Source organism: Paenibacillus qinlingensis (assembly GCF_031455095.1).
Classification (GTDB): Bacteria; Bacillota; Bacilli; order Paenibacillales; family NBRC-103111; genus Paenibacillus_E; species Paenibacillus_E qinlingensis_A.
In genome coordinates this window covers 1-17,599 of sequence record NZ_JAVDSB010000035.1, presented here as the reverse complement: position 1 = coordinate 17,599, position 17,599 = coordinate 1, and the positions used below count along the sequence as shown (strand labels likewise).

Sequence of the window (17,599 nt, the reverse complement as noted above, 5' to 3'; positions counted from 1 at the left end):
ATGGACACCCTTGCCTTAAGCTATGGTTACTACTGCCTTCACCATTCGGGACTTGAACCCTAGAGATAGCGCCCATGCTGGGCGCACTAAAAAAGAAGAAGCCGCGACCGCGGCTTCTTCTTTTGCTGGAGAAAATTCCCGTATTATCGGGTGACTTCATCTAATCTAGTTTCGAATGATTCCACGGCTCGTTCTTCCCCATACATCTCATTCAAATGATTCACATGGGCCATTCCCCAGTCATTCATTGCTTGTAAGACGGTAGCCATGCCTTGACCATATTCGGTGATGGAATACTCGACTTTGGGCGGTATTTGATGATAGATCTTCCTGTGAACAATATCGTGATATTCTAACTCCCGTAATTGTTGAGTAAGCATCTTTTTCGTTATATCTGGAATTTCTTTTTGAAGTTCGCTAAATCGCAACGTACCCTTAGAAAAAAGGTGGAACAAAACAACAGGCTTCCATTTGCCAACAAGGATTTCTAACACAGTTTCCAATTTACAATGCGTATGCGCTGTTTCCATTTGAATCCACTCCCTCGCTTTTATTGAGGTATCTTTGTGCAAACTAGGTTTATTTTGAGTGACTACTACTCCGTATCATTCCTAGGGAATATTATACGTCTACATACTTACTTAATTCAAGTAAATAATTTTTTTGTTACACTTGTAAAATACAAAAAAAAGACACTTCATTTAGAAGTGTCTTTTTCATTGCAAGATTCATATGATTATTGAGCTTGTACGATCTCTCTACCCTTATATGAACCGCAGTTTTTGCAAACATGATGCGCTTTTTTAAGTTCAGCACATTGTTCACACTTCACCATTCCTGGCACAGCCAGTTTAAAGTGAGTACGGCGCTTATCGCGACGTGTTTTGGACGTTCTCCGTTGAGGAACTGCCATAGTCAAAACACCTCCAGTTACATTTATAAATCAACAAGAGATATCATAGCCTTATCAAGGTACTTTGTCAATGCTGTGACCCCTGTTTACTCCCTTATCTTCGTATTTTTTCGACTTTATTTTCACTTTCAAAGCTTAACCGCTGAAATCAATAAAAATATAGGCCGACGCGTTTCGTCTCTCATTTCAGGATATTGATCCAGTGCTTCTTGCGTTGGTTGCGGTTCAGCGAGCTTCGTTATTTGGAATCCAGCATCCATAAGTACGTTCATATAAGTAGCTAACGTTCGATGATACTTCACCACATCATGATCTAGAAATCTGGCTACTCGCAGACCCTCCTCTTGATAATCATCGACGGGCCAGTGCATTCGCTCGCCTTCCGGGCCATAGTGCCAATCTTGCGCAGCACGTGCGGTAAAGACTGGATGTTCAACCGACAGAACAAATGTGCCTCCGTCCGCAAGACAGTGCTGTACTTGACGGCAAACCGCCTCAAACTGCTCGACGTAGTGAAGAGCTAATGAACTGACGACAACATCAAATTCACCCGCCGCGAAGTCGATATCTTCAATTGCCAGCCTACGATATTCGATACCCGTATCGTTATTATTCGCGCTGGCATAAGCCAGCATTTTCTCCGAGATATCAACCCCAACTACGGACTCCGCTCCTTGCTCACGGGCGTACTTGCAATGCCAACCATAACCGCATCCAAGATCAAGAACACGTTTACCTTGAAGCGTGGGCAACATCGTTCGAAGGACAGGCCATTCCCCAGCTGCACTGAGGCCACCCATGGAACGAGGCATCTCGCTATATTTTTCAAAAAATCCAAGCTCATCGTATTTATTCTGTTTCATGGCATCTATGACTCCTCATTTGAATTTATGGTATGATTTGCTAAAATGAACGAACGCACTAGAAGCTGTATTTACCACAGTTTACAATACAATGCCTTTTCAACTCAAAGAATGCTCAGAAGTGGGTGACTTCCCTTGTTCAAGATCTTACTTATTGAAGATGATGCAACCTTGTTCGCAGAGATCAAAGAGCGTTTGGCCCAATGGTCCTACGAGGTTCATGGCATCGCCGATTTCAATAAAGTAGTTGAATCCTTTATCGTACTTAAGCCTGATCTCGTCATTATTGATATTCAGCTGCCCAAATTCGATGGCTTTCATTGGTGCCGAATGATTCGCACCCATTCCAATGTGCCGATCGTCTTCCTCTCTTCGCGCGATCATCCGACCGATATCGTGATGTCCATGCAGCTTGGAGCGGATGACTTCATCCAAAAACCTTTTCATTTTGACGTACTCATCGCAAAAATCCATGCCATTCTCCGCCGTGTCTACAATTACAGTACAGAGCCAATGAAATTGAAAACATGGTGTGGTGCTACGATTGATTTTGAAAAAAACATCGTACTTCATGAGACTGGTTCCATAGAACTAACCAAGAATGAGATTTACATCTTAAAACTTCTCATCGAGCGTAAGAATATGATCGTCAGCCGTGAAGACATCATCAACAGCTTATGGAATGACCAGCGTTTTGTAAGTGATAATACGTTGACGGTGAACGTAAATCGGCTCAGAAAGAAGCTGGACGAGCTCGATTTGGGACGCTTTATAGAAACGAAGGTCGGTCAGGGCTATATGGCAACCGAAGAGTCTCCTCACTATGAGTAAAACATTTCTGATGGAGCGAATAAGCTGGATTGGGATGTTCCTATTCGGCCAATGCCTATTGCTGCTTATTGCGTATCTCGACCTCTCCATTCCGTTCCAACCGGTGCTATACATCGTTTTCTTATCCACGATTCTGTTCATAATCTTCTTAATCATTCGCTATCACAAGGAAACGGCTTTTTTCAAACGGTTACATGACTGGGAATCCAGCCTTGACGTATCGGGTGTCGCCGATGCAGCAAGTCCCTTCGAGAAGATCATGGAATTGGCCTTAATCAATCAAACCGAGCAGCTCCATCAGTCGGCCTCGCGGCAGCAAATCGCCCTGGAACAGGAGAAAGATGAGCTGTTGTCTTGGATCCATGAAGTGAAGACACCACTTACTGCCATGCATTTGATGATTAGCCGTGTGGAGAATGATCCGATGCGAGCATCCTTAACCTTTGAATGGCTGCGCATTCATCATCTTCTCGACCAACAGCTTCACCAACTTCGACTTCCTTCGATTGAAAATGATCTCTATATTGAAAAGGTTGACATCGAAAGTCTCCTCTATATGGAGCTTAAATCCTTACAATCTTGGTGCATTCAAAAAGGCATGGGGTTTGACGTTCAATTAGACGTCACAGAAACTTTAAGCGACGCCAAATGGCTCGCTTTTATCCTTCGTCAGATCTTAACGAATGCTGTAAAATATAGCGACAAACCCGCTTCCGATATCATCGTGAGAAGCTTCGTGGCACAGGAGCGTACGATGATAGAAATAACCGACTCCGGTCGTGGAATTGCCCCTAAGGATCTGCCCCGTATCTTCGATAAGGGCTTCACCTCTACGACCTGGCATCAAGACAGCGCCGCAACAGGCATGGGCTTGTATTTGGCGCAGAAAGCCGCGCACACGCTGCACATCCAGCTGACTGTACAATCCGAGGTTGGTGTAGGAAGCACGTTCACCCTCATTTTCCCACAGCCCAACGAACTCTTGCGGATTACAGGCATGTGACAATAATGTCACATGCCTTTCTACTTTGTTCGGTGAATCGAAGGATAAATGCCGTGCAGCTTTTTATAATAAAGCTATCATGTGAAGGAGTGTGTGGCGTATGTCCATCTTACAAGCTGTTAAAATCCATAAAAGCTTCGGCAATAAACATAACAAACAAGAAGTACTACGGGGTCTAGATATAACCATCGAGAAAGGTGAGTTCGTCAGCATCATGGGTCCATCTGGATCTGGGAAAACGACACTGCTCAACGTGCTCTCCTCTATCGATAAAGTGAGTCATGGCTCCATTCAAATTAACCGTACAGAAACAACGAACATGAAAGAAAAGCAATTGGCTGAGTTTCGGAAGCATCATCTCGGGTTTATTTTTCAGGACTATAATTTGCTCGATACGCTAACTGTGAAAGAAAATATCCTGCTTCCTTTATCGATTACGAAGATCTCCAAAGTAGAAGCCAATCAAAGATTTCATGACATTGCGATAGAGCTTGGCATTTATGAGTTAAAGGATAAGTATCCGAATGAAATATCCGGTGGACAGAAGCAGCGAACGTCCGCGGCTAGAGCGTTTATTCATGATCCCGATCTTATTTTCGCTGATGAACCAACGGGTGCCCTGGATTCCAAATCAGCCTCCGATATGCTCAACAAGTTGAGCGCACTGAATCAGAGCAGACAAGCAAGCATCGTGATGGTCACCCATGATTCCGTTGCAGCCAGCTACAGCAGCAGGGTCATCTTCATTAAAGACGGGCAGATCTATTCCCAAATCTATAAAGGGCAAGAAACGAGACAGGCTTTCTTTCAAGACATTATGAAAACCCAAGGTGTGTTGGGTGGTGTGAACTATGAGTATTAATCATCTTATCCTGCAAAATCTGAAGGCTAATATCAAGCATTACTACCTCTATGTGTTTGCCTTGATATTCAGTGTTGCGCTGTACTTCGCTTTCGTCACCTTGCAATTCGACCCTGCGCTAGATGCCGCGGAAGGTACAATTAAAGGCGCGGCTTCGATGCGGGCAGCCTCCGTCCTGCTTATTGCAATTGTGACGATATTCAATTTATATGCTAATAACATTTTTGTGAAAAGACGCAGTAAAGAAATCGGACTTTTGCAACTCATTGGCATGACAAAGGCAAGAATCTTTCGTATTCTTAGCACCGAGAACTTCATCCTTTACTTCGGTTCCCTAGTCGTTGGGACGTTTATCGGATTCTCCGTGTCTAAGCTCATTCTCATGGTCTTATTCCAAATTACAGGCGTGAAGGCGCACGCATCGCTCCACTTTTCGGCACAAGCGTTTCTTCAAACCATAGTTGTTTTCACTGCCGTTTACCTATTCATTCTACTGGTCAATTACTTGTTTATACGAAGGCAATCGATACTTTCTTTATTCCGTGTGGCAACCTCAACGGAAGCCAAAGTAAAGCGGATGTCGAAGTCAGAGGCCTCCCTTGGCTTCCTAGGGGTATGTCTCATCATAATGGGCTACTATGTATCTTCCAGATTGTTTGCCGGAAACATTGCGTCCGTAGCTGGATTGTTCAGCAATATGATTATCATTCTTGCCTCCGTGATCATCGGTACTTACCTATTCTATAAAGGCTCTGTCCGACTGATTTTGAATGTGATCCGCAAAAAAAATAACGGTTATCTGAACGTACAAGAGGTGCTTTCCCTCGCTTCGATCATGTATCGGATGAAATCCAACGCCTTGCTTTTGATGGTGATCACGACCGTCTCGGCCCTTGCCATTGGCTTATTATCATTAAGCTACATCACGTATTATTCAACGGAAAAAACAGCCGAAAAGAATATCCCAGCTCACTTTGCTATGACGAATCAGCAGGATGCCGAGCGCTTTACGAAAGCCTTAGATGCTGGTGGCATCGCGCATCGCGAGACCATGATTGATGTGATTCAGATCAATGCCGATCTTAGCCAAGTGGTTGATACCAAAGGCGATCTATTTATGGGTAAAGGTGCCCAACGCATGGCAATAATTAGCGATAAACAAACAGGAGTCATCGACTTGGCTGCGGATCAAACTCTTTTTACTGGCGCGAATGATGAGTTACTTAAATTGGTTACTTTCAAAAAAAACAGCCAAATCCAACTGCAGTTACTACATGGCGTCCTGCCGTTAACGTACATCGGAAATGAGGAGCGTACCTACATTGCGAGGCGCTTTTCGAACTTGCCTGTAGCCGTTGTAGATGACTCAACCTTTCAGAAGTTAAAACAAGATCTCGACCCTGCCTTGCAAGGCAAATCGTCCTTATATATCGGAATCGATATCGTCAATAAGGACGACCTAGAGAAGGCCAATCAACGTCTTCATGCTATTGAATTTGATGAGAATGAGGGAACAGCTTACGATTCTCGTCTAGATATGGTGAGCGCATCGCGAAATCGAATGGGCTTGATCATGTTCATCGTCGCCTTCCTTGGGCTCACCTTCCTTATCACGTCTGGCTGTATCCTTTACTTCAAGCAAATGGATGAGAGCGAAGACGAGAAGGCCTCGTACACCGTTCTAAGGAAGCTAGGCTTCACCCCAAATGATCTATTACAAGGCATTAAACGCAAACAGCTATTTAATTTCGGTATCCCTCTCATTATCGGGCTTATCCACAGCTATTTCGCGATTCAATCCGGTTGGTTCTTCTTTGGAACGGAGCTCTGGACACCCATGTTGATTGTCATGATCCTGTATACCATTCTTTACTCGGTTTTTGGTATACTATCCGTACAGCATTATAAAAAGGTGATTGAGAGGGCTCTTTGACAAAGAATGAACAACATACGACGACGACAAACCATTTTACTCATTCTTAGCCTTGTTTCTATTGGGTGTTTCGTGACCATTGCATCCTTGTTACAAGGGCAGCAGATAGCACGATTTGACAGCAGCGTGATTGCATTCGTCCAAGGGATGGAACGCCCCTGGCTGACTTCACTAATGGAGCTAGTAAGCTTCATAGGTTCAACACGCGTTGTCATCGCCATTACGCTTATTTGTTTGTTTCTTTTTTACAAATTCCTGAAGCATCGCATGGAATTAATTCTATTTGTTACCCTAATCGCGGGAACCGCAGTTTTGAATCGACAGCTCAAATTACTGTTTCAACGCGATCGCCCTATCCTTCATAGGCTTGCCGAAGAGGCAGGCTTCAGCTTCCCCAGCGGACATTCAATGATAGCTTTTGCGATGTACGCATCGCTTTCTTTTCTGCTATGGAGGCACGTGCCTACCAGAAAAGGTCGGACCATCGTCCTTGTATGTAGTATCCTTATGATCCTTCTAATCGGCATTAGCCGGATTTACCTCGGTGTCCACTACCCTAGTGATGTTGTTGCTGCCTACTTCGCCAGCGGGTTCTGGTTCGCCTTGTGTGTCTGGATCTTTCAATGGTATATGGAAAAGCGATACAACCAAAAGAAACCTGCATCCGTCTAATGGATGCAGGTTTCTTCTATATAAGCTGTTTGTTAAGTGACCTTACTTACAATTTTCAAAACCGCATCTCGTGTCAATTTGCTTCCACCAGCAGAAAGCAGATTGAGCGTCGCATGCGCGAGCGCCAGTGGCACCTTGCAGAACTTCAGCGCTGGCCCCTGTTTCAAGTCTGCGATATAAGCGTCGGCCAGTTGTAGATTACGGCGTGTGTATTGCTGCATTTCCTTGAAGCCCCAGCCTTCCGGGAAGAAGCTAACGCCACGTTTTGCATCTTCAGCTTGGTTCCGAAGAATATTGACCGCTTGCAGCCCACGTCCGAAGGCAATGGCCTTATCACGATCAGATTGCGTGCCATCATTCCACTGCCACAGCTCAGATAACATTTCGCCAACCATACCCGCTACACTGTATGTATACCCATCCAAATCTTCTTCCGTACGGATGCTCCAGCCTTTTTGGACCCATTCCGACATTTGGAGTGACATTTTCGCAATGTATGTCTCAATAATCGGTAACGCAGTAGGCGGACACAAACGCAGCCATTCTGCAAGTCGCAGAGATACTTCCGGAAGTTGCGCTGTGTAAGGCGTTAATAATTTCTGGATCGCATTAATAATATCCGAAGACTGGAATGCCCCGTGCACACCAGCTAACAGCTCTATTTTTAAAGCGTCTGCCAGATCCTCATGATCTTCGATTTCATCAATAGCCCGCATGCACAGATAGGCAGATGCTACCGCTTCTTTCAGACCTGCATCCAAACCGCTAATCGGTATATAAAAGGTGCGGCTCGTTTGTTTTAACATGGTCATTGCATCTTTTACAGTATCGGTACTAATGGTAATTACCTCCAAGTATAAACTTACCTTTAACTTATATAATGTTACTTCATGATAACATACTTTATTATTGTTAATCCAAGCCCAACCACCAATTGTTTTATAATCTGAGCTTTATTACACAAAAGTGTCAAATTTTCAGAGAGGGGCCAGCATCATTTGCAATTTATTTCAGACAGAGCAAGGAATGAGACCCTTTTCTGGATATTATGTCCAAATTGTGAAAGAAATAAAATAATTGTTCCTCCCTTTCGCGAAAAAAAGCTGCCGATTCTCTTCATCGGCAACCTCTTTTTACCTGTTATCGCTCGTACGAGCATCTAAGATATAATCGATTCGATCCTCACAAGATGACGCGAAATCGGGTGCAGCTTCCTCTGCCATGCCACATACAGATAGCCAATACCCTTCAACCGGAAGTTGGGTATCCGTAATTTCATGGATTTGATCCTTGTCTATGCGGTATTTCATCATACTTTTTATAGCATAAGTCATACGAGCGCCATTCTCATGAACTCGCATGTAACGTATCGGATCGTCATTATTCGGTTTCATTATCGTCAAATCCATCTCATCCAATCGCTTAAAGAAGTAGCTCACTGGAATCGAACGATCATATTGCAACCATGGCCCCTCAATCTTTTGCTTTTTGACAATGGCTTTACTAGTTATAAGGTCATAATCTATATAGTAAAAAATAAAATCATGCTTTCCTGGACGACGCCATACGACTTCGTAAGATAACTTCTGAACTTCACCCTGCGCGTTATAAAACAACTGAAAATCTTCCAACTTGGCTTGTTCATCCATCCCCAGCGTGGTGGCAATCCCCTGCCAGTGATCAGAGTAATCATGTTCATTCAACTGTGCGACATTCACTTGGATCCTATGCTCTTTCTCAAAGACAAGGGATTCAACGATCACATACATGAAAAATGTGAATCCACCTAGGATAAGAATACCTAGCGCCGTTCGATATAGTCGATTCAACGGTGAGACTCCCCCTCACGCTTGGTTCTCTGCGGGCTACTCCATTCTGGCGCGGTACAAGCCATCCTTCCCTCGAAGGGGTTCCGCCACTTGTTCTCCATGGGGTGCCTGCCAGTCTACCCATTTATCTCGTAGATGATCATATTTCGCATACCGATTGTCATCTTGCTTTGTAAATAAATCCTTCCCACTAGCAAAGGTGACGCTGCCCTCTGGCGGGTTAGCTATTGCTTTCGCAGCTTTGCCGGGTTGCCATATTGCCCATCGGGAAGCTTGCAATTGCGACTCCCCTTTTTCATATTGCTGAAGGTAGACGCCTTGCTTCGTGACGAGCCGAGCAATCCCTTTGGCGGTAACCTTCGCCCCTGCTTGATGAATGAAGTTCGTGTAGGGAACGCCATCTTGCAGACGTGTCCAATAGGTACCCTCCGGCGTCGGAGTAATGGTCATATCCAGGTCGGAGTATTTGGCTACCAGTACGCTTGCCGTGTAGGCCTGTGTTCTTTGGGGCATAGGCTCCCCTGACACATACGTCAAACGTGCCAATTGACTCGTTTCGTGCCGGTTCTCATAGGCCAAAACATGAAGCAGCTTTCTCGTCGTATCATAAGCAGCGTAATTGACATTATCATTCTCATCAGGATTAGCTTTATGAAGAATACGTTTCTCATGTGTCTCTACGTCATAGGCATACACGCCATGATAGGACGCATACATCAGCGTTTTCTCATCTATCCATTGAATGGGCTGCTGATCCGGCTCTATCGTAGCGTAGAACACATTCTCGATGACCACGGGTTCCTTCCCCTTTTGCTCCAAAATAAAAGCATAGCTGGTTCCGTCCCCATCCCCCATAGACCCGCCAAGGGTAACAATTCCGACATAGCTTTGTTTATCGTCAGAGATAACCAATTGATCGTACAAGGAATCCCTCGGGCCTCCACCAGCCAAATCGTCTGAATCGACATACCGCCAAACCTGCCTCGGCATTTGTTGAACCCACAGCCCCTGGAGACCGTCTCCCAGGCGATTGCCGCTTACATCCACCAAGTTATCCATTCGCAAATACTGCTCTTTCATTCCATGCTCTCCGGCGCCCATATTGGCAAGTTCGACCACGAGATGTTTAGCATCTACCCAACTGGCTGCTACAGGCACACCTTCTATCGTCGTTGGCAGGTCATTTCGCATCTCTTTCGTGAAGACTAATTCTACCGAGCTTTCCCCCTCGGGGATACGCAATCGCGGTCCATATTCCTGTGCCATGACCAAAAGATGAGGAACATCGCGACCTGCGTCCGGTTTGAATGTAAAGCTCACAGGTTTGATGGAAGTTGCAGCAGTAATAGACGTAGTCGATATCGGTACCGCAGCTTCTGCGGAACTTAATGGTGATATATCGGCAGAGCTCTGGGCGCTCTCCTCACACGCATTTAACAACAGCATGACAGATATAAGCAATCCACTAGTTAGTAGTCTGATCATCACATGTACCAGCCCTATTCAAATTTTATAATATTTCCCATATGAATTAGACGCACATCACTTATGGAAAGTTGCCATTCAAATCGGTGCTGCGGGATGGTTAGATATAGACCTTAAGGTAAACAATGTACAGGAGTGAAAAATCTAAGGGAGTTGAAGCCATGTTTAAACGAATGGATGAAATTTCGATTGAGATTCCTGACATTGAGAAGCCTGACCCGAATGCCGCGGCCGCTGTACAGGAATTGTTAGGTGGCAAATTCGGTGAAATGTCCACTTTGAACAATTATCTGTATCAATCCTTTAATTTTCGTTCAAAGGAAAAGCTCAGGCCCTTTTACGATTTGATTATGAGTATTACGGCCGAAGAACTGGGCCATGTAGAGTTGGTATCACACGCGATTAATAAATGCTTAAGGGGCTCGACGAGCTATAAAGAGCCTGAGCAGACACCACTAGATGTGGTCAAAGATGCTCGTCTTTCGTATCACTTTTTGGCAGGAGCGCAAGGGGCGATGCCGGTAGACTCCATGGGCCATCCATGGACAGGTGCAAATGTTTTTAACAGCGGTAACTTAGTAGAGGATCTGCTTCATAACTTCTTCTTAGAATGCGGCGCTCGTACCCATAAAATGAAAGTATATGAAATGACCGACCATCCTGCTGCCCGTGCTGTAATTGGTTACCTTCTCGTTCGTGGTGGCGTTCATGTTGTCGCATATGCCAAGGCATTGGAAGTGGCAACTGGTGTAAATGTCACTAAATTAGTTCCTATCCCTTCCTTAAACAACAAGCCATTTAATGAAGCAAGGAAGTATGAAGATAAGGGTGTGCATACCAAGCTCTACACGTGGAGTGACAATGACTTCACCACGATCGGCCAGATTTGGAAAGGTACTCATCCCGAAGATGGCTCTGCCTTGGAAGTCATCCCAGGTACGCCGCAAGGATACCCCATCGCTGAAGCTCCGGCTGTCGATGAGGAATTTGCTCCTGGCATTTCGCCAGAGGACTTCCAACAAATCGCGGCGAGACTTAAAATGGCTGGAAATATTAGCGGATAACTCGCGTAAATGGAAAACACCGTCCTATGAGTAGATACTTCTACTTAAGGACGGCTTTATTTATTTGTGTGCACACTACGGGGATTGAAAAAGCCCACGAATTGCCTTCGCCAATTCTTCCGAGTATATATAATAATTCCCTGCAATCTCGTTAGGGAGAAACCGCAGCTTCTTGTCTTGCCCTTCGAACAAATCCACATAGAACGAATAACCTGTTCTGCCTTCTTGATTTGAATCCGGAGTAAGTTTCATGTGGCGAACTTTAGCTAGCCAGTCTTGCGCCAATTGTTTATCATTAACGACCTTAAGTGCTCCTGTCGAACCACTTCTTATTTCAATACGATCAACGTTCGACATATTCCCGGGGTAGAACTCTTCTAGTTGCTTAACCGTAAGCTCAGGTTTATCTGAAGCCTCGCCTTTCCCACACGCTATGCATATTAGAATGATGACGATGATAACTACAAAAAGAAACCCATATACTCTCACTGGCGGCTCCTCCCTATCCGTTCCATCCCGCGCGTTGCAGTACCCCTGTGACATACTCACTCTTACCTAGCGAATAAGCTCCGCGATCATCGCGGAATCGATGTGCAAGCTCATGCTTTAACTCTCCGTACGTAGTAGCTTCCTCCGGATGACTCCTCAAATAATCTCGAAAAAGAAGATGCCGCTTTAACTCCAAGTTATCCACAGGTACTACGTAAAGATGATGCCACATCATGCTCTGGGGAGGGATAAAAGCCTCACGACCCGTAACGCCCAAATCGCCTTCATGTACATACCCTAACGCAGCAAGCCTCTGGACAGCTATTCGCATATGCTCAGGTGCTTTAACCACCACGTCCACATCGATAATCGGTTTAGCCGCTAATCCAGGAACAGAAGTACTTCCGACATGTTCAATTCCAATCACAAGATCACTTACAGCGGGAAGTACGAAGTCTCTTATCTGTTCGAAAATCAAAACCCATTCCGGATCGTACGCGACGACTGCAATAGGGGAAGCCATGTGAAATACCTCCGCTCACTAAGTATTACTCCGTAATTGGCTTCAAATCACTGAATTTTAGCAGTACCTCTCTGCTCGTATCCAAATAAATAACCCTTATGTCCAATTCCTCGTCATTCATCTCAAAAGAAAGAATCATACATTTCCGACCACGATTCTTAGTCTTTCTGGGGTTGTCTGGAGCCACAACGTACGAGCCTCCGAGACTCAAACTGACCGTTTCACTCATAGTAATCTGTTACCCTCTCATGTTGTTATTAGGATCACCCTTCAATTATACATGGATTACGCTCATCCCACATCTCCATCATTCAAAAGGACTCTCCAACAAAATAACCTCATTCATCCTCGGATTTAACTGCACTCTCCCGCCGAGAGGCAGAATCAATTTCGGATCTGTATGTCCAAAGTCAAAATCAACAACAATCGGCACATGACCAGCCCCAAACTCTTTACCGATAATATTCAAAAGGATTTCTCTAAGCTCTACATTCTCAGCGGCACTATAATCCTTCGCCCTACCCAATATGACGCCCTTAACGCGTGAAAAGATACCCTGCATCCCATAATTTCGGAGCATATATCCCACTTGCATGGGAGATGGTTTCTCTTCTGATGTTTCAAAAATCAAAATCTTATCCTGCCAGAAATCATCCTTCGGCCAATATGCCGTCGATTTCATAAATTCTAGAACCTCGATGCAGCCTCCCCACAAATACCCTTGCTCCATCGCTTCGCCCTGGATAAACGTCCACCCATTCTGGTTCTCTGAAAATGGCAGACACTCGCCCAACGTCTCTAGTTGGCTCCAATCTTTATAACCATTCGTCCACGCTTGATAAGGCTTAAAATGATAAGGAAACTGCTCTTCAACTAATATCGCATTGAGATGCCCCGTAAATGCTTCAGGTAGGTTTCTTAGTTGCGCAAATCCAGCCATAACCGATGGCCCATAGAACGTAACCATCCCTAAATTATTTAAGTACGTTAAGAATGTCGTCGCATCCGAAAACCCCATTATAAACTTAGGATTTTTCAGAATCACTTCCGTATTTAAAAAAGGTAAAATCCTCACCGACTCATAGCCGCCAATGGAAGTCACGATTCCGTCTATTTCTTCATTTTCAAAACAATCATTAATATCCTGGGCACGCAACTGCGGATTCCTGTACGACTCATCTGGTGACATTCTAGCCGATGGCATTTCAACAACTTCCCAGCCGAAGACCTCTTGAAGCTGCTTCAGACCAAGCTCGTAAATATCCGGGAACAAATAAGGCAATCCACTGGACGGTGAAATAATAGCTATTCTGGAGCCTGACCTTAATCGTTTAGGTTTAATCATATTAAGCCTCCTAACAATAACTGCCACACATTTTCGAAGTCCTCCGTCATATTCCCCATTCCCCATTCCGCGGCATGCGATGGATGATGGAAACGTGAGGTAGCCAAGAAAACAGCTCTAGCAATCGATTCTGAGTCGCCTTGCTTCAATTCTTTGCTCGCCATCCCCTGCTCAATGATTTGTGCTAGCTGCTTTATTAGGCGATACACATGAGTGCTTATCATTTCGACTTCAATTACCGTAACATTGGCATACATCGCGAACATTTCGATATCTTCGGCTGCGAATTTCTGCTTGGCTTGAATCAACGTCTCTAACCACAAACGCAACCGATCCACCGAGCTGCCGCCAATCTCACCTGCAATTGCGTCCAAAGGAACTACGATGCTCGTGTGCAACCAACGGGATGTCACGGCTTCCCTCAGCGCCGCTTTACTTTCAAAATGCCGATACAACGTCCCATGACTCACTTGCAGCACCTTGGCCACATCGACAACGGATGTTTTGTCCGGTCCGTAACGCCGAAGCACTTGCTCAGCTGCATCCAAAATCTCATCTTTCGATAACGGCAAATCATTCTTCATCATTTTACACAAAACCGCCATTCACTCGAAGTGTTTGGCCGGTAACCCACTGCGATTCCTCGCTGGCTAAAAAAAGTACAACCCGAGAAATATCCTCCGCTTCTCCCAAACGACCGAACGAATTCATATTGGCTGTGGCTTTAATTTGTTCCTCCGATTTCCCCACTGTAAACAGTTCGGTATTCACCGGTCCCGGTGCTACCGCATTAATCGTAATGCCTTTGGGTCCTAATTCCTTGGCCAACTGACGTGTGAACTGCTCAACAGCACCTTTTGTCCCCGCATAGGAGCTGTACCCAGGGAACATTTGCCCATTAACCGAAGTTGAGAAATTGATGATCCGACCATTCTCTTTCATATGCAGTGCTGCTTGCTGAATCGCAAAGAACGTGCCTTTCACATTAATATTAAACTGCTTATCGAAATCCTCTTCCGTAATGGCAAGTATCGGTTTCGTAATCATGATTCCTGCGTTATTGACCAAAATATCAACCCGCCCATACGCCTCCAGCGTCTTCTGGAACAGAAGCTCTACCTGCGCAACTTGGCTAATATCTGCCCCTATCGCAATAGCTTCCCCGCCTTGTTGTTTAATGCCGTTAACGACTTCCTCCGCCTTAGCTGGACTGCTTGCGTAGTTCACGACAACTTTCGCACCCTGTAGGGCCAGTTCCTCCGCGATCTTCTGACCGATGCCTCTGGAGGCACCTGTTACTAGTGCTACTTTACCTACTAATTTACGTTCCATTTCCTACTCCACCTTTCGAATGGGTTGAATTTCTGCTGTTCTGATCTGATCGCCGCCTTACTATATAACTTTATTATAAATATCAAAATGACAAATATCAAATGACATTTTTTGATTTTTGTCATTCGCAAATAAAATCATACCCTATACCGCCCCCTTAAGACCCGAGGCTACCACAAAATCACTCTGATCATTTCGTCTGCAACTAAACTGAACTATGTTTCGTCAGTCATATCATACATGGAAGTATTCGATAAGGTGATCTCAACAGATGCAACTAAAACGCTGTGCCTTACTTGGTATCCTAAGCTCTACACTGCTCTTAACAGGGTGCTCTTTTGAGCCAGATCTTGTACCAGAAAATCTAACGAAGCCGGTGGTAACTTCACCATCTGAAAAAATCCTCACAACTATGCAAGGCTCCGCAAAGGTAGATAACGGAGACAAGGAGACGAAAGTGACCTATATCTTCACAAATCATACGAAAGAAAAACAAAGGTGTCGGCAGCATTTAGCAAGAGCTAATCCACCTACACCTTCATGTTCAACCTAATCCCCTGATCGCTCCGCCACTAGTGTTTCTCCATGCTTTAATAAGCGGAGTTTGCCTTGGCCAAGTTCAAGCTCCCTCCGCTGCCATTCCGCTAACAACCGATCTAGCGCTTCCTTCGGCGTATCATCGGCGAGTCGGAATGCCCCATAATGCATCGGAATGAACTCGTTCCCTCCGATATCTATAAATGCCTGTATCGCTTCCTCAGGGGAAACGTGCTGCATCCCCATAAACCACTCCGGCTCGTAGGCTCCAATTGGCATTAGCGCATAGTGAATGCCGGGAAATCTAGCCCCGATCTCTCGGAATCCCTCGAAATACCCGCTATCGCCAGCGAAGTAAATCGTAGGGGTATCCCGTTCTCCTACTGGCATAGCCTCTGCGGTTCGCTTCAATACCCATCCACCCCATAGCGAGGTATTCGTATCGGTTAGCGTACGTCTTGTCCAATGCTGCGCAGGAACGAAGTGGAACTCTAATTGGCCGATCGTGTGGCTGCCCCACCATGGCAATTCATGAACCGTGCTGAATCCCAATTTCCGCACCTTGGAGGCAAGCCCTTCGGGAACAAGCACGAGAGGCGTGCCTCTTAGCTTCTTCAACGAGCCCACATGCAAGTGATCATAATGCGCATGGGATAGCAAAATAACATCAATAGGCGGCAACTCCTCTATCGCTAACCCCGGCGCCTCTAGTCTCTGCGTAAAGCCCATTCGAGTAGCCCAGACAGGATCTGTCACGATTGTCATACCACCCATTTGCAGCAAAAAAGTGGCATGTCCGATCCAGGTAATCGTCACTTCACTCTGATTATTCTTTAGCAGCTCTTGCTGCTTATGTTCCGATTGACCAATTCGGAAGCTCAAATCTTTGATTTTACCCTTCCGCTCCTTCTGCCAGCGACGTACTTCTTTCCAGGTTTTCGTTTTCGCATTTGGATCTAAATTACGATATCGCTGCCGAGCCATACGTTCATCCCCATTCACTGATCTTCCTCTAATAATCTTTAGTATAGCAAATGAGATCCAGGTATTAAAATGAAAAAGACCACCCTAGGGTGGTCTTTTTCGTGTAAGCGGGCGGCGGGAATCGAACCCGCGCGATCAGCTTGGAAGGCTGAAGTTCTACCATTAAACTACGCCCGCGTAGTGTGTTGAAGTGAAGATGGCGCGCCCTGAGAGATTCGAACTCCCGACCTTTTGATTCGTAGTCAAATACTCTATCCAGCTGAGCTAAGGGCGCATCTAAGTTTTATAAAAATGCCGAAGACCAGACTTGAACTGGTACGGTAGTCACCTACCGCAGGATTTTAAGTCCTGTGCGTCTGCCGATTCCGCCACTCCGGCTTATATATAAAGGCGCTACCCAGATTCGAACTGGGGGTAAAGCTTTTGCAGAGCTCTGCCTTACCACTTGGCTATAGCGCCGAAATCTCTTCTCTACCATAATAAATGGTGGAGGCTGACGGGATCGAACCGCCGACCCTCTGCTTGTAAGGCAGATGCTCTCCCAGCTGAGCTAAGCCTCCATGGGAAGTAATAATGGTGACCCGTAGGGGACTCGAACCCCTGTTACCTCCGTGAAAGGGAGGTGTCTTAACCACTTGACCAACGGGCCTTGAAAATGGCTCCCCGAACAGGACTCGAACCTGTGACAACTCGATTAACAGTCGAGTGCTCTACCAACTGAGCTATCAGGGAACAATGGTGGAGCCAAGCGGGATCGAACCGCTGACCTCCTGCTTGCAAGGCAGGCGCTCTCCCAGCTGAGCTATGGCCCCAGACAAAAAAAATACCCACAAGTGGGTCTGCTTGGCAACGTTCTACTCTCCCAGAACCCTGCGGTTCAAGTACCATCGACGCTGGAAGGCTTAACGGTCGTGTTCGAGATGGGAACGCGTGG

General features: G+C 45.6%; 19 protein-coding genes, 8 tRNA genes and 1 rRNA gene. 6 read left to right on the top strand and 22 right to left on the bottom strand.

Features of this window, described 5'->3' with window-relative positions; translation table 11 throughout:
• Positions 1-143 precede the first annotated feature (143 nt).
• From J2736_RS34040 to J2736_RS34030, 3 genes are all read right to left on the bottom strand, one after another.
• Positions 144-530, bottom strand: a complete 387-nt coding sequence (locus tag J2736_RS34040; RefSeq protein WP_310502947.1) for a winged helix-turn-helix transcriptional regulator — start codon at positions 528-530, stop codon at positions 144-146.
• A gap of 206 nt (positions 531-736) precedes the next feature.
• Complete coding sequence (gene rpmF / locus J2736_RS34035) at positions 737-913, bottom strand: 50S ribosomal protein L32 (protein WP_047680282.1); 177 nt, start codon at positions 911-913, stop codon at positions 737-739.
• 128 nt (positions 914-1,041) lie between these two features.
• Positions 1,042-1,776 carry a class I SAM-dependent methyltransferase gene (locus J2736_RS34030; protein WP_310502946.1) on the bottom strand — a complete coding sequence of 245 codons (735 nt, stop codon included), beginning with the start codon at positions 1,774-1,776 and terminating at the stop codon, positions 1,042-1,044.
• 135 nt (positions 1,777-1,911) lie between these two features.
• Here J2736_RS34030 and J2736_RS34025 point away from each other — a divergent pair, with 135 nt between their 5' ends.
• The 5 genes from J2736_RS34025 (at position 1,912) to J2736_RS34005 (ending at position 7,077) form a co-directional block, all read left to right on the top strand.
• The gene (locus tag J2736_RS34025) at positions 1,912-2,607 is read left to right on the top strand and encodes a response regulator transcription factor (protein WP_310502945.1); all 696 of its coding nucleotides are present in this window, start codon (positions 1,912-1,914) and stop codon (positions 2,605-2,607) included.
• Positions 2,600-3,610 (top strand): sensor histidine kinase, encoded by a 1,011-nt coding sequence (locus J2736_RS34020; protein ID WP_310502944.1) that lies wholly within the window; start codon positions 2,600-2,602, stop codon positions 3,608-3,610. The genes J2736_RS34025 and J2736_RS34020 overlap by 8 nt, the downstream gene beginning before the upstream one ends.
• Before the next feature lie 100 nt (positions 3,611-3,710).
• Positions 3,711-4,472, top strand: a complete 762-nt coding sequence (locus J2736_RS34015; RefSeq protein ID WP_310502943.1) for an ABC transporter ATP-binding protein — start codon at positions 3,711-3,713, stop codon at positions 4,470-4,472.
• Positions 4,462-6,405, top strand: coding sequence for an ABC transporter permease (locus J2736_RS34010; protein ID WP_310502942.1), 1,944 nt, complete (start codon positions 4,462-4,464; stop codon positions 6,403-6,405). Before J2736_RS34015 ends, J2736_RS34010 begins: the two co-directional genes overlap by 11 nt.
• Positions 6,406-6,411: 6 nt before the next feature.
• Entirely contained in the window at positions 6,412-7,077 is a 666-nt protein-coding gene (locus J2736_RS34005) for a phosphatase PAP2 family protein (RefSeq protein WP_310502941.1), read from the top strand.
• Positions 7,078-7,109: 32 nt separating this feature from the next.
• Here J2736_RS34005 and J2736_RS34000 read toward each other — a convergent pair whose 3' ends face one another.
• The 3 genes from J2736_RS34000 to J2736_RS33990 form a co-directional block, all read right to left on the bottom strand.
• Positions 7,110-7,889, bottom strand: coding sequence for a phytoene/squalene synthase family protein (locus J2736_RS34000; protein WP_310502940.1), 780 nt, complete (start codon positions 7,887-7,889; stop codon positions 7,110-7,112).
• Between the two features lie 321 nt (positions 7,890-8,210).
• Positions 8,211-8,906: a hypothetical protein gene (locus J2736_RS33995; protein WP_310502939.1), complete on the bottom strand. Its 696-nt coding sequence runs from the start codon at positions 8,904-8,906 to the stop codon at positions 8,211-8,213.
• 36 nt (positions 8,907-8,942) lie between these two features.
• A complete protein-coding gene (locus J2736_RS33990) occupies positions 8,943-10,394 on the bottom strand; it encodes a hypothetical protein (protein ID WP_310502938.1) in 1,452 nt (483 codons plus the stop codon).
• A gap of 158 nt (positions 10,395-10,552) precedes the next feature.
• Between J2736_RS33990 and J2736_RS33985 the strand changes: the two genes are divergently transcribed.
• Positions 10,553-11,455, top strand: coding sequence for a manganese catalase family protein (locus J2736_RS33985; protein ID WP_310502937.1), 903 nt, complete (start codon positions 10,553-10,555; stop codon positions 11,453-11,455).
• Positions 11,456-11,530: 75 nt separating this feature from the next.
• On the opposite strand, the gene J2736_RS33980 is transcribed toward J2736_RS33985, so the two are convergent.
• The 16 genes from J2736_RS33980 to rrf form a co-directional block, all read right to left on the bottom strand.
• A complete protein-coding gene (locus J2736_RS33980; RefSeq protein WP_310502936.1) occupies positions 11,531-11,944 on the bottom strand; it encodes a hypothetical protein in 414 nt (137 codons plus the stop codon).
• 13 nt (positions 11,945-11,957) lie between these two features.
• Positions 11,958-12,467 (bottom strand): GrpB family protein, encoded by a 510-nt coding sequence (locus tag J2736_RS33975; protein ID WP_310502935.1) that lies wholly within the window; start codon positions 12,465-12,467, stop codon positions 11,958-11,960.
• A 25-nt stretch (positions 12,468-12,492) separates the two neighbouring features.
• Positions 12,493-12,696 (bottom strand): hypothetical protein, encoded by a 204-nt coding sequence (locus J2736_RS33970; protein ID WP_310502934.1) that lies wholly within the window; start codon positions 12,694-12,696, stop codon positions 12,493-12,495.
• A gap of 78 nt (positions 12,697-12,774) precedes the next feature.
• Complete coding sequence (locus J2736_RS33965; protein ID WP_310502933.1) at positions 12,775-13,812, bottom strand: S66 peptidase family protein; 1,038 nt, start codon at positions 13,810-13,812, stop codon at positions 12,775-12,777.
• Positions 13,809-14,399, bottom strand: coding sequence for a TetR/AcrR family transcriptional regulator (locus tag J2736_RS33960; RefSeq protein ID WP_310502932.1), 591 nt, complete (start codon positions 14,397-14,399; stop codon positions 13,809-13,811). Before J2736_RS33960 ends, J2736_RS33965 begins: the two co-directional genes overlap by 4 nt.
• A 1-nt stretch (position 14,400) precedes the next feature.
• Complete coding sequence (locus J2736_RS33955) at positions 14,401-15,144, bottom strand: SDR family oxidoreductase (RefSeq protein ID WP_310502931.1); 744 nt, start codon at positions 15,142-15,144, stop codon at positions 14,401-14,403.
• A 549-nt stretch (positions 15,145-15,693) separates the two neighbouring features.
• A complete protein-coding gene (locus tag J2736_RS33950) occupies positions 15,694-16,665 on the bottom strand; it encodes an MBL fold metallo-hydrolase (RefSeq protein ID WP_310502930.1) in 972 nt (323 codons plus the stop codon).
• A 106-nt stretch (positions 16,666-16,771) separates the two neighbouring features.
• A tRNA-Gly gene (locus J2736_RS33945) sits at positions 16,772-16,842 on the bottom strand.
• Positions 16,843-16,862: 20 nt separating this feature from the next.
• A tRNA-Arg gene (locus J2736_RS33940) sits at positions 16,863-16,939 on the bottom strand.
• Positions 16,940-16,957: 18 nt separating this feature from the next.
• Positions 16,958-17,043 (bottom strand) — tRNA-Leu (locus tag J2736_RS33935).
• Between the two features lie 10 nt (positions 17,044-17,053).
• Positions 17,054-17,124: transfer RNA gene (locus J2736_RS33930), tRNA-Cys, on the bottom strand.
• Between the two features lie 25 nt (positions 17,125-17,149).
• A tRNA-Val gene (locus J2736_RS33925) sits at positions 17,150-17,225 on the bottom strand.
• Positions 17,226-17,239: 14 nt separating this feature from the next.
• Positions 17,240-17,314, bottom strand: a tRNA-Glu gene (locus J2736_RS33920).
• 7 nt (positions 17,315-17,321) lie between these two features.
• A tRNA-Asn gene (locus J2736_RS33915) sits at positions 17,322-17,397 on the bottom strand.
• 4 nt (positions 17,398-17,401) lie between these two features.
• Positions 17,402-17,477, bottom strand: a tRNA-Ala gene (locus J2736_RS33910).
• Between the two features lie 29 nt (positions 17,478-17,506).
• Positions 17,507-17,599 (bottom strand): 5S ribosomal RNA (gene rrf, locus J2736_RS33905); the annotation flags it as partial.